Raw genomic sequence first — 13266 nt, forward strand, 5'->3', positions numbered from 1 at the left:
GTCCAAGCGGGTTGAACAGGCCAAACGGAAGGCAGGACGGTTGTGGGCAGATGTGGTGCGTCAGAATCTACCGTGTCTGCAGCGGTCATCCGGGACGCCGATCCATCAAGCGTTGTCGGCGCTTCGGGATTTTGGTTGGGTGTAAAAAAATGGAATACAATATCATCACTTCAAGATGAGGGATGAGAGTCCAAAAGCGCTTACGATATCAATTCCTGAAAATGGTTCGCTAACTAGTGATTGACAACACCCGTAGTGAACCGAAAAAATGTTCTCCACAAAGTCTTGACTGACTCTTTGTGACCGAACGCATTGACATCGCGTTTTCACTATTGTATGCTTACAAAGGGATAAGGATAACCTTTTTAAAAATACAGTAAATTCTGAAAATGAAAAGTGAGGCTTTCGTATGCGACAACATGAGCGCCATCCGTTTCGAGCGATCGGTTTGATGACGGCCATCTCCTCTCAACTTGTCGGTTCCGTTTTAGTTGGGATTTTTGGAGGGCGTTTTGTCGACGAGCGTTTTGGTACCGAACCGCTTTTTTTAATTGTCGGTTTACTTCTCGGATTAGCGGCTGGTGTTTATGCGATGATTCGCCTCATTCGCTCATTTTTTTCAGGAGAGGAAAAATGAACGAGTTACAGCAACATTGGCGCCGTCACAAATCATACATACTATATTTGTTGTCGATTTACGTGTTAGGCTGGGCATTTACGCCTTATGAGCAAGCGTTTTCAAGTTTGCTTCTCGGGACGGTTATCAGCCTATATAACGGTTGGACGATGGTGCGGAAAGTGGAGCGGCTTGGACAAGCGGTTGCGTCTGGACAAAAAGCGCGCTCGCTTGGCATGATGTCGCGTATGGCAGCGGCAGTGCTTGCCGTATTTATTGCTTTTCGTTGGCCTGAACAGTTTTCTGTCGGGTGGATCGTATTGGGATTAATGACATCTTATGTTGTCATTATAATAGATTTCTTTTTCCAAAAAACAAAAGGGGAAGAGAGGTGAGTACAGATGCATCACGAAGCTCCTTTATACACGCTGTTTGGCTTAACATTTAACTTAGCCAACGTATTAATGATTACGGTTACATCCGTCATCGTCTTTGTCATTGCCGTATTAGCTACGCGCAACTTAGCGATGAAGCCAACAGGAATGCAAAACTTTCTTGAATGGGTTATGGATTTTGTCAAAGGAATTATTAAAAGCAACATGGATTGGAAAACAGGTGGACGCTTTCATATGCTTGGCATGACGCTCATCATGTACATTTTTGTAGCGAACATGCTCGGTCTGCCGTTTTCAGTCGTCATCGACAATAAGCTATGGTGGAAATCACCGACAGCAGATCCAGTCGTGACGTTGACGTTGGCGACGATGGTTGTCGCGCTATCGCATTACTATGGCATTAAGCTTAACGGGTTTAAAGAATATGCAAAAGGATTCGTTAGCCCGATGCCAATTTTGTTCCCATTAAAAATTATTGAAGAATTTGCGAATACATTAACGCTCGGTCTCCGTCTATACGGAAACATTTTTGCGGGTGAAATTTTGTTGGCGCTCTTAGCGGGAAGTTTAGCGACAGGAGTCGGCGGAACGATTGCGGCGATCATTCCAACGATTGCATGGCAAGGATTTAGTATTTTCGTCGGCGCCATCCAAGCGTTTATTTTCACGATGTTAACAATGGTTTATATGGCGCACAAAGTGAGTCATGACCATTAATTTTTAATACACATTCATTTCAACATAAAAAATTGAAGGAGGACTTTTCAAATGGGTGTATTAGCAGCTGCAATTGCAATTGGTTTAGCGGCACTTGGTGCTGGTATTGGTAACGGTTTAATCGTATCTCGTACAGTAGAGGGAATTGCACGTCAACCAGAGGCGCGCGGTATGTTACAAACAACAATGTTTATCGGGGTAGCGTTAGTCGAGGCGATTCCGATCATCGCGGTCGTTATCGCGTTCATGGTTCAAGGTCGTTAAAACTGAGCGCTCGTTCGAAACGAGCGGTAACTGCATACGGAAACGAAACTCGTTCAACAATGGCGAAGATCATTCCATGAGAACCTTCGCCATTCCTTTATGTTCGTACGCACACGTTCCGACTAGTATTCGGGCGATTTTTGAAGGGAGTGAAACGCGCGGTGGTAAACATGTTTGTATTAGGCGCTGGTGGACATGGGTTCAACGGCGGCGATATCGCATTCCAATTAGTCATGTTCCTATTGCTTATGTTTTTGCTTCGCAAATATGCGTTCGGTCCATTAATGGGCGTCATGAAACAGCGCGAAGAGCATATTGCGAACGAAATTGAGCAAGCAGAAAAGCATCATCAAGAAGCGAAAAAGCTTGCAGAAGAGCAACGTGAATTAATGAAAAAGTCACGCCAAGAGGCGCAAGCGCTGATTGAAGAAGCTCGCAAGCTTGGTGAAGAGCAAAAAGAGCAAATCATTCAAGCCGCTCGTCAAGAAGCAGAGCGCTTGAAAGAGGCAGCGAAAAAAGAAATCGCCCAAGAAAAAGAACAGGCGATGGCAGCGTTGCGTCAACAAGTGGCTTCTTTATCTGTACTTATTGCATCAAAAGTCATTGAAAAAGAGTTGAGCGAACAAGATCAAGCGAAGCTGATTAGCGAGTACATTCAAGAGGTAGGAGAAAGCCGATGAACAAACAAGTCGTAGCGAAACGATATGCGTCGGCACTTTTTGAAATTGCGAAAGAACAGCAGCTTCTTGATCAGCTCGAACAAGAACTTCGCGTCGTCAAACAAGTGTTTGCACAAAATGAAGCGCTTCTTTCTGTGCTAAACCATCCAAAAATTGCGCTAACGAAAAAGAAAGCGCTCGTCCAAGAAGCGTTTGCGAACATTTCGACGGTATTGCAACATACGCTCATGTTGCTTTTAGATCGCCATCGCATCGACATCGTGAACGAGCTGGCAGATGCGTTTATTGCGCTAGCAAATGAAGCGCGCGGTGTAGCTGAGGCGATCGTTTATTCGGCTCGTCCGTTAACGGAAGACGAAACGAATGCGCTTGCAGACGTGTTTGCGAAAAAAGTTGGCGTCGACGCGCTTCGCGTTACAAACGTCGTTGATAAAGATGTGATCGGCGGCGTCAAAGTGCGCATCGGAAACCGCATTTTTGACGGAAGCGTCAGCGGAAAATTAGCAAGATTACAGCGACAGTTAACTCGCTAACATTCATAGATAGGGGTGAAATGCATGAGCATCAAAGCGGAAGAAATTAGCGCGCTGATAAAAAAGCAAATTGAAAACTATCAGTCTGAAATCGAAGTGAGCGATGTCGGTACAGTCATTCAAGTTGGTGACGGAATCGCTCGTGCTCATGGCCTCGACAACGTCATGTCAGGAGAGCTTGTTGAGTTTGCCAACGGCGTCATGGGATTGGCGCTAAACTTAGAAGAAAACAACGTCGGTATCGTTATTTTAGGACCGTACACAGGCATTAAAGAAGGCGACGAAGTACGTCGTACAGGTCGCATCATGGAAGTGCCAGTAGGTGAAGCGTTAATCGGTCGCGTGGTGAATCCATTAGGTCAACCAGTCGACGGACTTGGCCCAATTGAGACGACAGAAACTCGTCCAATTGAAAGCCCGGCGCCTGGCGTTATGGACCGTAAATCTGTCCATGAGCCACTACAAACGGGAATTAAGGCGATTGACGCGCTTGTGCCAATTGGTCGCGGTCAACGTGAGTTAATTATCGGAGACCGTCAAACAGGGAAAACGTCCGTTGCAGTAGATACAATCATTAACCAAAAAGGGAAAAACATGATTTGTATTTATGTGGCGATCGGACAAAAAGAATCAACAGTTCGTAACGTCGTTGAAACGTTGCGTAAATACGGTGCATTAGATTACACAATCGTCGTTACAGCGTCTGCGTCACAGCCAGCTCCGCTTTTATTCTTAGCACCATATGCGGGCGTAACGATGGGCGAATACTTCATGTACAAAGGACAACACGTTCTTGTTGTATATGATGACTTATCAAAACAAGCGGCAGCTTATCGTGAGCTTTCGTTATTATTACGCCGTCCGCCAGGCCGTGAAGCGTATCCGGGTGACGTATTCTACTTGCATTCTCGCTTGCTTGAGCGCGCAGCAAAATTAAGCGATGCAAAAGGTGCAGGTTCATTAACAGCGTTGCCGTTCGTTGAAACACAAGCGGGCGACATTTCAGCATACATTCCAACGAACGTCATTTCCATTACAGACGGACAAATTTTCTTGCAGTCTGATTTGTTCTTCTCGGGTGTGCGTCCAGCGATTAACGCCGGTCTTTCTGTATCGCGCGTCGGTGGGGCAGCACAAATTAAAGCGATGAAAAAAGTATCTGGTACGTTGCGTCTTGACTTAGCGGCATACCGCGAGTTAGAGGCGTTCGCGCAGTTCGGTTCGGACCTTGATAAAGCGACACAAGCGAAACTTGCTCGCGGTGCGCGCACAGTTGAAGTGTTAAAACAAGGCTTACATGAGCCGCTACCAGTTGAAAAACAAGTAGCGATTATTTACGCATTAACACGCGGCTTTTTAGATGACATTCCAGTAGAAGACATTCGCCGCTTTGAAAAAGAGTTCCATGCATGGTTAGACAAAGACGAAAACGGTCAAAAACTGATGGAACACATTCGCACAACAGGCGATCTTCCAAACGAAGAAGACTTCAACAAAGCGATTGAAGCGTTCAAAAAGACGTTTGTTGTATCGGAGTAAGAAAAGTGAGCGGAACAGCCGAGCTGTTCCGTCCCCTTTCAACAATTGAGCGAAAAAGGTGGTGAAACCTTTGGGAGCATCGTTACGCGATATAAAAGCGCGCATTAACACGACAAAGAAGACGAGCCAAATTACAAAAGCGATGGAAATGGTCTCGGCATCAAAATTAAACCGTGCGGAACATAATGCAAGATCGTTTACGCCGTATATGGAAAAAATTCAAGAGGTCGTAGCGAGCGTTGCGCTCGGAAGCAACGACGCTTCTCATCCGATGCTTGTGAAGCGCCCAGTAAAAAAGACGGGATATTTAGTGATTACATCTGACCGTGGCTTAGCTGGCGCCTACAACAGCAACGTGCTTCGTACCGTTTTTCAAACGATTCAAGAACGTCACCGTTCGACAGAAGAATATGCGATTATTGCGATCGGTCGCGTCGGCTTAAATTTCTTTAAACGCCGCAACATTCCGGTAGCTTTACATATTACCGGTTTGCCAGATCAACCAACGTTTGCGGACATTAAAGAAATTGCGAACAAAACGGTGAACATGTTCGCAGATGGTACGTTTGATGAGTTGTATATGTTTTACAATCATTTCGTCAGCGCCATCCAACAAGATGTGACGGAGAAAAAGCTGTTGCCGTTAACTGATTTAGCGTCGGAGAAAAAGTTAACAACTTATGAATTTGAACCGTCACAAGAAGAAATTTTAGAAGTGTTGTTGCCGCAATACGCTGAAAGCTTAATTTATGGCGCGTTGCTCGATGCGAAAGCGAGCGAGCATGCTGCGCGGATGACAGCGATGAAAAACGCAACAGACAATGCAAAAGAATTGATTCGGACACTTACGCTTTCTTACAACCGCGCCCGTCAAGCTGCAATTACGCAAGAAATTACAGAGATTGTGGCCGGAGCGAACGCCTTGCAATAGCTTAAGCAGTTAGTTAGGAGGGAAAACGATGGCAAAAGGACGCGTTATTCAAGTTATGGGTCCTGTTGTAGACGTAAAGTTCGAAGACGGACACTTACCTGCGATTTACAACGCCCTAAAAATTAAACATAAAGCGCGTAACGAAAAAGAAGTCGATATCGACTTAACGTTAGAAGTAGCCCTTCACCTTGGGGATGACACAGTGCGCACTATTGCGATGTCAACGACTGACGGATTAGTGCGTGGAATGGAAGTCATCGATACGGGAGCACCGATTTCTGTTCCTGTCGGTGAAGTCACGCTCGGACGCGTATTTAACGTATTAGGAGAGCCGATTGACTTAGGAGAAGAAATTCCAGCAGACGCTCGTCGCGATGCAATTCACCGTCCAGCACCAAAATTCGAACAACTTTCCACACAAGTTGAAATTCTTGAAACAGGAATTAAAGTTGTAGACCTTCTTGCCCCTTATATTAAAGGTGGAAAAATCGGCTTGTTCGGTGGTGCAGGGGTAGGAAAAACGGTTTTAATCCAAGAGTTAATTAACAACATCGCGCAAGAGCACGGTGGTATTTCCGTATTCGCCGGCGTTGGTGAGCGTACGCGCGAAGGAAATGACTTGTACCATGAAATGAAAGACTCTGGCGTTATTAACAAAACAGCGATGGTATTCGGTCAGATGAACGAGCCACCTGGAGCACGTATGCGCGTTGCGTTAACAGGATTAACAATGGCGGAATATTTCCGTGATGAGCAAGGACAAGACGTATTGTTCTTCATCGACAACATTTTCCGTTTCACGCAAGCAGGTTCAGAAGTTTCCGCCCTACTAGGACGCATGCCTTCAGCGGTAGGTTACCAACCAACACTTGCGACAGAAATGGGTCAATTACAAGAGCGTATTACATCAACAGCTGTCGGTTCGGTTACGTCGATCCAAGCGATTTACGTTCCAGCGGACGACTACACTGACCCAGCACCAGCGACAACGTTTGCGCACTTAGATGCGACAACAAACTTAGAGCGTAAATTATCAGAGATGGGTATTTACCCAGCGGTAGACCCGCTTGCATCGACATCTCGTGCGCTTTCACCAGAAATTGTTGGAGAAGAGCATTACCAAGTGGCGCGCAAAGTGCAACAAACGTTGCAACGCTATAAAGAATTACAAGACATTATCGCGATCCTTGGTATGGATGAGCTTTCAGAAGAAGATAAACTTGTCGTTCATCGCGCTCGTCGCATTCAGTTCTTCTTATCACAAAACTTCCACGTCGCTGAACAGTTTACAGGGCAACCAGGTTCATACGTTCCTGTAAAAGAGACAGTTCGTGGCTTTAAAGAAATTTTGGAAGGAAAATATGACCATCTTCCAGAAGATGCGTTCCGCTTAGTTGGCCGCATTGAAGAAGTAATTGAAAAAGCGAGAAAAATGGGCGTAGAAGTTTAATAAGGGACCGAGGAGGATTTTTTCATGAAGACGATTAAAGTCAGTGTCGTAACTCCGGACGGCCCAGTGTATGAAGCGGATGTGGAAATGGTAAGCGCTAAAGCGCAAAGCGGCGAACTCGGCGTGTTGCCAGGGCACATTCCGATGGTCGCACCGCTAGAAATTGGCGCGGTTCGTTTAAAAAAAGGAAACGCGACTGAACTTGTGGCGGTGAGCGGCGGCTTTTTAGAAGTTCGCCCTGATCGTGTGACGATTTTAGCGCAAGCAGCAGAACGAGCAGAAAATATTGACGTTGCGCGCGCAAAAGCGGCGAAAGAGCGGGCTGAACGCCGCTTGCAAGCGAAACAAGATGATATTGATCATAAACGGGCGGAATTAGCTTTACGTCGCGCAATTAACCGTTTAAATGTTGCGAATCGCAATTTTTAACCCTAGGAGCATCGTCTCTTAGGGTTTTTTTGTTTATTTTTGGAACAAGTTTTATCGACACATATGTGAAGAAGTGATATAATGTTATCGGTTACAGTCGTAATAGTATGACGTTTTCGAAAAATGTGTATAAAGTCACAAAGGGGTGGGACATCGTTGAATGTTTATGTAAACAGTTATGTAGTCGTCTTTGTGTTTCTTTGTTTAGGCATTTTACTTCCAATCGTTGCGCTTACGGCAGGGCGTTTTCTTCGTCCGCATGCGCCAAATGCAGCGAAACAAACAACGTACGAAAGCGGATTAGATCCGTTCCACGATTCACGCGTGCAGTTTAACATACGGTATTATATTTTTGCGTTACTGTTCGTCATTTTTGACGTAGAGACTGTATTTTTATATCCGTGGGCGGTGGCGTTTGAAAAGCTTGGTGCATTTGCGCTCATTGAAATGCTCATTTTCGTCGTCATGTTGTTGATTGGACTTCTGTATGCTTGGAAGAAGAAGGTGTTAAAATGGATGTAAAATTATTGAACGTATCAGATCAAGAAATGGAAGAAATGCGTCGCAACGTTTTTTTAACGACGTTAGAACAGCTCAAAGCATGGGCGCGCAGCAACTCGTTATGGCCGCTCACGTTCGGTCTTGCCTGTTGTGCGATTGAAATGATGGGGGTTGGCTCTTCGCATTACGATTTAGATCGTTTTGGTTCTTTTTTCCGTACATCCCCTCGTCAATCAGACGTCATGATCGTTTCAGGAACGGTGACGAAAAAAATGGCGCCAATTGTTCGGCGTTTATACGATCAAATGCCTGAACCGAAATGGGTCATTGCGATGGGATCTTGTGCGACAGCAGGCGGTCCGTATGTGAAATCGTATTGCGTCGTAAAAGGTGTCGATCAAATTGTACCGGTTGACGTATATATTCCAGGCTGTCCGCCAAATCCAGCTGCATTGATTTATGGCATTAACAAACTAAAAGAAAAAATTCGCTACGAAGCGAAAACAGGAAAGAAGGTGCTGTAAATGAGTGATGAAAAAGATTTACAGCAACTAAAAAAAGAGGCGGCGGAACGGGCGAAACAATTAGCGAAAGAGCGACTTGCGGCGAAGCAAGCAGCGGAACAAACTGAGCCTCCGCTCGAAGGTGAAGACGATCTTGCCCTAGCGAAGAAAAAAGCGGCGGCAGCAGCGAAAGCGAAAGCGGCAGCGTTAGCAAAACAAAAAGCGGCAGAATCAGGGGGATTAAGCGAAGAAGAATTGGCGAAGAAAAAAGCGGCGGCAGCAGCGAAAGCAAAAGCGGCAGCGTTAGCAAAACAAAAAGCGGCAGAATCAGGGGGATTAAGCGAAGAAGAATTGGCGAAGAAAAAAGCGGCGGCAGCAGCGAAAGCAAAAGCGGCAGCGTTAGCAAAACAAAAAGCGGCAGAATCAGGGGAATTAAGCGAAGAAGAATTGGCGAAGAAAAAAGCGGCAGCAGCGGCGAAAGCGAAAGCGGCAGCGTTAGCAAAACAAAAAGCGGCGGAGTCAGGGGAATTAAGCGAAGAAGAATTGGCGAAGAAAAAAGCGGCGGCAGCGGCGAAAGCGAAAGCGGCAGCGTTAGCAAAACAAAAAGCGGCAGAATCAGGGGGATTAAGCGAAGAAGAATTGGCGAAGAAAAAAGCGGCGGCAGCGGCGAAAGCAAAAGCGGCAGCGTTAGCAAAACAAAAAGCGGCAGAATCAGGGGGATTAAGCGAAGAAGAATTGGCGAAGAAAAAAGCGGCGGCAGCGGCGAAAGCAAAAGCGGCAGCGGCAGCAAAAGCAAAAAGTGCAGATGTCGCTGAAGAAGAGGAAAAACCGTCACCAAATCAGCCATATCTCGACAAATACGTCAAAGTCATTGAAGAACATCTCGGAAAAGACGTATTAGAAAACGCTTACATCAATCGTTTGTCGAAAGACGTGCCGACGCTCGTTGTAAAAAAAGATACATATTTTAAAGTGGCTGAGTTTTTAAAATATAATGAGCAGCTAAGTTTTGATTATTTATCAGAATTGCACGGAACGGACTTTCAAACGCATATGGAAGTATATGTGCACTTATATTCGTATAAAAATCGCCAATCCGTTGCGTTGAAAGTAAAAATTGATCGCGATCAACCGGTCATTGACTCGCTCGTTCCGCTTTGGCCAGGAGCAAATTGGCCGGAGTGTGAGGCGTATGATTTGCTTGGCATTCGCTTTGAAGGCCATCCACAACTCATTCGCATTTTCTTAGGGGAAAACTGGGTCGGCTATCCGCTTCGGAAAGATTACGAGCCGTACGATATGGAGGGTTAAGGCGTGCTGAGAACAGAGGAGATGCTTTTAAACGTCGGACCGCAACATCCGAGCACACACGGCGTGTTTCGTCTCGTGTTAAAAATCGATGGGGAAATCATTAAGGAAGCGACTCCTGTCATCGGTTATCTTCACCGCGGGACAGAAAAAATCGCAGAAAATTTGCAGTATACACAAATCATTCCATACACTGATCGCATGGACTATTTATCAGCGATGACGAACAACTACGTCATTTGTCACGCAGTAGAAACGATGATGGGCATTGAAGTGCCGGAGCGTGCTGAGTATTTACGCGTGCTTGCCATGGAGCTCGGCCGCATTGCGAGCCATCTCGTTTGGTGGGGGACGTATTTGCTTGATATTGGTGCAGTCAGTCCGTTTTTATATGCGTTTCGTGAGCGGGAAATGATTATTAATCTATTAAACGAACTATCAGGTGCGCGCTTAACGTTTAACTACATGCGTGTGGGCGGCGTGAAATGGGATGCGCCAGACGGATGGATTGATAAAGTAAAACAGTTCGTTCCATATATGCGTAAACAGCTAGAAGGCTACCATGAACTTGTGACGGGAAATGAAATTTTCCGCAACCGTGTCATCGGAGTTGGCAAGTACACGAAAGAAGAGGCGTTAGCATATTCGCTAAGCGGCGTCAATTTGCGTTGTACCGGTGTGAAATGGGATTTACGAAAAGACGAACCATATTCTATTTATGATCGATTTGATTTCGATGTTCCTGTACGTACAGAAGGGGATTGTTTTGCGCGCTATGAATGCCGCCTTGCTGAAATTGAGCAATCGCTTCGTATTATCGAGCAAGCGTGCGAGCAGTTTCCAGATGACGGTGAGATTATGGCGAAAGTGCCGAAAATTATTAAAGCGCCACCGGGAGAGGCGTATGTGCGCATCGAGTCGCCGCGTGGGGAAATTGGTTGTTATATTGCGAGCGACGGGAAAAAAGAGCCGTACCGCTTAAAATTCCGTCGACCGTCATTTTATAATTTACAAATCCTTCCGAAACTATTAAAAGGGGAAAATATCGCGAATTTAATTGCGATACTTGGCGCGATTGATATCGTGCTTGGGGAGGTCGATGGATGATGATGGAACAACTTTTGCAGTCGACGCCAAGCTGGACGAATGTTGCCATTTTCTTTGCGATTGGCGTTGGACTATTGCTCGTTGTATTAGGATTTGTCACGTACGGCATTTTAGCGGAACGAAAAGTGATGGGATTTATGCAAGGCCGTATCGGTCCGAACCAAGTTGGAGGACGCTGGGGGTTGCTGCAAACGGTGGCTGACGTGCTAAAGCTATTGTTAAAAGAAGATACGATTCCAAAAGCAGCCGATCGCCCGTTGTTTATTTTAGCACCGGTCATCGCGTTTGCCCCTGCGTTTATGGTGCTTGCCGCACTCCCGTTTACCGATGCATTGCAATTTGCTGATATTGGCGTCGGGCTATTGTATTACATCGCCGTTTCCGGATTAACGACAATCGGAGTGGTGACAGGCGCATGGGCATCGAACAACAAATATGCCTTGCTTGGAGGCATGCGCGCAGCTGCGCAAATGATTTCATACGAAGTGCCGCTTGTCATGTCTGTCATTGGTGTTATTTTGTTGTCGGGAAGCTTAAACTTAAACGATATTGTCGAAGCGCAAAAAGATGTATGGTTTATCGTTGTTCAACCGATCGGCTTTCTCGTTTTTCTTGTCGCCGCTGTGGCGGAGTTAAACCGGACGCCGTTTGACTTGCCGGAAGCAGAATCGGAACTTGTTGCAGGATTCCATGTCGAATATTCCGGATTCCGTTGGGCGTTTTTCATGCTCGCAGAGTACGTGTACTTTTTTGCGATGGCAGCATTAACGACGGTGCTCTTTTTAGGAGGATGGCATCCGCTTCCGTTTCTCGGCTTTATTCCAGGTGCCGTTTGGTTTGCGTTAAAGTTTAGTCTTGTTGTCTTCTTATTCATTTGGTTTCGCATTACGTTTCCGCGTGTGCGTGCCGATCAATTGATGGAGTTTGGTTGGAAAGTGTTATTGCCTGTTGCGCTCGTCAATATTTTTGCCACAGCTCTTGTGAAACAACTATTTTTTTAAATAAAAGGTGGGTGGGCAGAAATGCTCGGTTTAATGAAAGGATTAGCGTATACGCTCAAAAACTTAACAAAAGAAAAAGTGACGTACGATTATCCGAATGAACCGCTTCCGCTTCCGGATCGCTTTCGCGGCATTCAAAAGTTTTATCCGGAAAAATGTATCGTTTGCAATCAGTGCGCAAACATTTGCCCGACCGACTGTATTCAGCTGACGGGCAAAAAACATCCGGATCCGACGAAAAAAGGAAAAATTATTGATACGTATGACATTAACTTTGAAATTTGCATTTTATGCGATTTATGTACGGAAGTATGTCCGACTGAGGCGATTGTCATGACGAACAACTTTGAATTAGCGGAATATAGCCGCGATGAATTATTTAAAGATTTAACTTGGCTTGATGAAAACGATACGAACGTGCGGAAGGTGAATAAGCCATGAGTGGACAATATCTCGCATTTTTCGTTCTTGCGCTCATTGCGCTTGGTGGCGGCGTATTTATGTTAAATTTAAACAAAGTTGTTCATATGGTCGTCGCGCTCGTTTTTACGTTCGTCAGCATCGCCGGCATTTACGTTCTTTTATCGGCTGAATTTGTGGCGGCCGTCCAAGTGCTCATTTACTCTGGCGCGATTACAATTATTATGTTGTTCGGCATTATGCTTACGCGCCACCAAGATGACGGCCAATCGACAGGCAGCCCGCTTCGAAAAGCATTCGCCCTACTCGGTACGGTTGCTTTTGGTGCGGTGATGTACATCGGCATTCGCACGCTTGACTTTGGCAGCGAAGCAGTTGGACTTCATGATAAAAATACGGAACAAATCGGAATCGCCCTCTATTCGAAGTACGTCATTCCGTTTGAACTTGCGTCCGTTTTATTGCTCGTCGCCCTTGTTGGCGCCGTCATTTTAGCGAAAAAAGATGATAAGGAGGCGGGAGAATGAATGTACCGTTATCCGCCTATCTCGTATTTGCGCTTTTATTGTTTTGCATCGGATTGTACGGAGCGTTAACGAAACGCAATACAGTCATTGTGCTTATTTGTATCGAGCTCATGTTAAATGCCGTGAACGTCAACTTAGTTGCATTTAGCAAATACGGGGTAAATCCAGGCATTACAGGTCAAGTATTTTCGCTCTTTACCATTACGGTTGCCGCAGCGGAAGCAGCAGTCGGTTTAGCTATTTTAATTGCGTTATACCGCAATCGCAAAACGATTCATATTGATGAAGTCGATTCGATGAAACGATAAAGGATGGGAAACAAAGGGGTTACATATAAATGCACCT

General features: G+C 45.6%; 18 protein-coding genes and 1 pseudogene. All 19 read left to right on the forward strand.

All coding sequences use genetic code 11. The features are described from left to right. Window positions 1-145: pseudogene (locus LH47_RS15310) on the forward strand (UPF0236 family protein); the annotation flags it as partial. Between the two features lie 264 nt (window positions 146-409). Beyond that, window positions 410-637: an AtpZ/AtpI family protein gene (locus LH47_RS09695; RefSeq protein WP_035049382.1), complete on the forward strand. Its 228-nt coding sequence runs from the start codon at window positions 410-412 to the stop codon at window positions 635-637. Then, a complete protein-coding gene (locus LH47_RS09700; RefSeq protein WP_043966971.1) occupies window positions 634-1011 on the forward strand; it encodes an ATP synthase subunit I in 378 nt (125 codons plus the stop codon). The genes LH47_RS09695 and LH47_RS09700 overlap by 4 nt, the downstream gene beginning before the upstream one ends. 6 nt (window positions 1012-1017) lie before the next feature. Continuing rightward, complete coding sequence (gene atpB / locus LH47_RS09705; RefSeq protein ID WP_006319877.1) at window positions 1018-1728, forward strand: F0F1 ATP synthase subunit A; 711 nt, start codon at window positions 1018-1020, stop codon at window positions 1726-1728. A 51-nt stretch (window positions 1729-1779) separates the two neighbouring features. Next, window positions 1780-1992, forward strand: a complete 213-nt coding sequence (atpE, locus tag LH47_RS09710) for a F0F1 ATP synthase subunit C (protein ID WP_003253662.1) — start codon at window positions 1780-1782, stop codon at window positions 1990-1992. Window positions 1993-2162: 170 nt separating this feature from the next. Beyond that, window positions 2163-2672, forward strand: coding sequence for a F0F1 ATP synthase subunit B (atpF, locus tag LH47_RS09715; RefSeq protein WP_009360963.1), 510 nt, complete (start codon window positions 2163-2165; stop codon window positions 2670-2672). Continuing rightward, window positions 2669-3205 (forward strand): F0F1 ATP synthase subunit delta, encoded by a 537-nt coding sequence (locus LH47_RS09720; RefSeq protein ID WP_043966979.1) that lies wholly within the window; start codon window positions 2669-2671, stop codon window positions 3203-3205. Before atpF ends, LH47_RS09720 begins: the two co-directional genes overlap by 4 nt. A 24-nt stretch (window positions 3206-3229) precedes the next feature. Further along, entirely contained in the window at window positions 3230-4744 is a 1515-nt protein-coding gene (gene atpA / locus LH47_RS09725; RefSeq protein ID WP_009360961.1) for a F0F1 ATP synthase subunit alpha, read from the forward strand. Window positions 4745-4814: 70 nt separating this feature from the next. After that, window positions 4815-5675, forward strand: a complete 861-nt coding sequence (locus LH47_RS09730; RefSeq protein WP_009360960.1) for a F0F1 ATP synthase subunit gamma — start codon at window positions 4815-4817, stop codon at window positions 5673-5675. A 28-nt stretch (window positions 5676-5703) separates the two neighbouring features. Continuing rightward, window positions 5704-7125, forward strand: a complete 1422-nt coding sequence (gene atpD / locus LH47_RS09735) for a F0F1 ATP synthase subunit beta (protein WP_004893005.1) — start codon at window positions 5704-5706, stop codon at window positions 7123-7125. A 24-nt stretch (window positions 7126-7149) separates the two neighbouring features. Beyond that, window positions 7150-7554, forward strand: a complete 405-nt coding sequence (locus tag LH47_RS09740) for a F0F1 ATP synthase subunit epsilon (RefSeq protein ID WP_009360958.1) — start codon at window positions 7150-7152, stop codon at window positions 7552-7554. Window positions 7555-7677: 123 nt separating this feature from the next. After that, window positions 7678-8076: an NADH-quinone oxidoreductase subunit A gene (locus LH47_RS09745; RefSeq protein WP_043966984.1), complete on the forward strand. Its 399-nt coding sequence runs from the start codon at window positions 7678-7680 to the stop codon at window positions 8074-8076. Then, window positions 8067-8579: a NuoB/complex I 20 kDa subunit family protein gene (locus LH47_RS09750; RefSeq protein ID WP_006319894.1), complete on the forward strand. Its 513-nt coding sequence runs from the start codon at window positions 8067-8069 to the stop codon at window positions 8577-8579. The genes LH47_RS09745 and LH47_RS09750 overlap by 10 nt, the downstream gene beginning before the upstream one ends. Continuing rightward, window positions 8580-9869, forward strand: coding sequence for an NADH-quinone oxidoreductase subunit C (locus tag LH47_RS09755; protein WP_043966986.1), 1290 nt, complete (start codon window positions 8580-8582; stop codon window positions 9867-9869). 3 nt (window positions 9870-9872) lie between these two features. Then, complete coding sequence (locus tag LH47_RS09760) at window positions 9873-10973, forward strand: NADH-quinone oxidoreductase subunit D (protein WP_009361914.1); 1101 nt, start codon at window positions 9873-9875, stop codon at window positions 10971-10973. Next, the gene (gene nuoH, locus LH47_RS09765) at window positions 10973-11974 is read left to right on the forward strand and encodes an NADH-quinone oxidoreductase subunit NuoH (RefSeq protein WP_043967017.1); all 1002 of its coding nucleotides are present in this window, start codon (window positions 10973-10975) and stop codon (window positions 11972-11974) included. Before LH47_RS09760 ends, nuoH begins: the two co-directional genes overlap by 1 nt. A 21-nt stretch (window positions 11975-11995) precedes the next feature. Continuing rightward, complete coding sequence (gene nuoI / locus LH47_RS09770) at window positions 11996-12415, forward strand: NADH-quinone oxidoreductase subunit NuoI (RefSeq protein ID WP_003396988.1); 420 nt, start codon at window positions 11996-11998, stop codon at window positions 12413-12415. Beyond that, complete coding sequence (locus LH47_RS09775; protein WP_043966988.1) at window positions 12412-12921, forward strand: NADH-quinone oxidoreductase subunit J; 510 nt, start codon at window positions 12412-12414, stop codon at window positions 12919-12921. Before nuoI ends, LH47_RS09775 begins: the two co-directional genes overlap by 4 nt. Further along, window positions 12918-13229 carry an NADH-quinone oxidoreductase subunit NuoK gene (gene nuoK, locus LH47_RS09780; protein ID WP_009361911.1) on the forward strand — a complete coding sequence of 104 codons (312 nt, stop codon included), beginning with the start codon at window positions 12918-12920 and terminating at the stop codon, window positions 13227-13229. The genes LH47_RS09775 and nuoK overlap by 4 nt, the downstream gene beginning before the upstream one ends. Window positions 13230-13266: the final 37 nt, after the last annotated feature.

The sequence above is a fragment of the Anoxybacillus thermarum genome (assembly GCF_000836725.1).
In the GTDB taxonomy this organism is placed as follows: domain Bacteria; phylum Bacillota; class Bacilli; order Bacillales; family Anoxybacillaceae; genus Anoxybacillus; species Anoxybacillus thermarum.

Coding starts and splice junctions, on each gene's coding strand:
- LH47_RS09695 (WP_035049382.1), top strand. CDS start 410: ATGCGACAACATGAGCGCCATCCGTTTCGAGCGATCGGTTTGATGACG.
- LH47_RS09700 (WP_043966971.1), top strand. CDS start 634: ATGAACGAGTTACAGCAACATTGGCGCCGTCACAAATCATACATACTA.
- atpB (WP_006319877.1), top strand. CDS start 1,018: ATGCATCACGAAGCTCCTTTATACACGCTGTTTGGCTTAACATTTAAC.
- atpE (WP_003253662.1), top strand. CDS start 1,780: ATGGGTGTATTAGCAGCTGCAATTGCAATTGGTTTAGCGGCACTTGGT.
- atpF (WP_009360963.1), top strand. CDS start 2,163: ATGTTTGTATTAGGCGCTGGTGGACATGGGTTCAACGGCGGCGATATC.
- LH47_RS09720 (WP_043966979.1), top strand. CDS start 2,669: ATGAACAAACAAGTCGTAGCGAAACGATATGCGTCGGCACTTTTTGAA.
- atpA (WP_009360961.1), top strand. CDS start 3,230: ATGAGCATCAAAGCGGAAGAAATTAGCGCGCTGATAAAAAAGCAAATT.
- atpD (WP_004893005.1), top strand. CDS start 5,704: ATGGCAAAAGGACGCGTTATTCAAGTTATGGGTCCTGTTGTAGACGTA.
- LH47_RS09740 (WP_009360958.1), top strand. CDS start 7,150: ATGAAGACGATTAAAGTCAGTGTCGTAACTCCGGACGGCCCAGTGTAT.
- LH47_RS09745 (WP_043966984.1), top strand. CDS start 7,678: ATGTGTATAAAGTCACAAAGGGGTGGGACATCGTTGAATGTTTATGTA.
- LH47_RS09750 (WP_006319894.1), top strand. CDS start 8,067: ATGGATGTAAAATTATTGAACGTATCAGATCAAGAAATGGAAGAAATG.
- LH47_RS09755 (WP_043966986.1), top strand. CDS start 8,580: ATGAGTGATGAAAAAGATTTACAGCAACTAAAAAAAGAGGCGGCGGAA.
- nuoH (WP_043967017.1), top strand. CDS start 10,973: ATGATGGAACAACTTTTGCAGTCGACGCCAAGCTGGACGAATGTTGCC.
- nuoI (WP_003396988.1), top strand. CDS start 11,996: ATGCTCGGTTTAATGAAAGGATTAGCGTATACGCTCAAAAACTTAACA.
- LH47_RS09775 (WP_043966988.1), top strand. CDS start 12,412: ATGAGTGGACAATATCTCGCATTTTTCGTTCTTGCGCTCATTGCGCTT.
- nuoK (WP_009361911.1), top strand. CDS start 12,918: ATGAATGTACCGTTATCCGCCTATCTCGTATTTGCGCTTTTATTGTTT.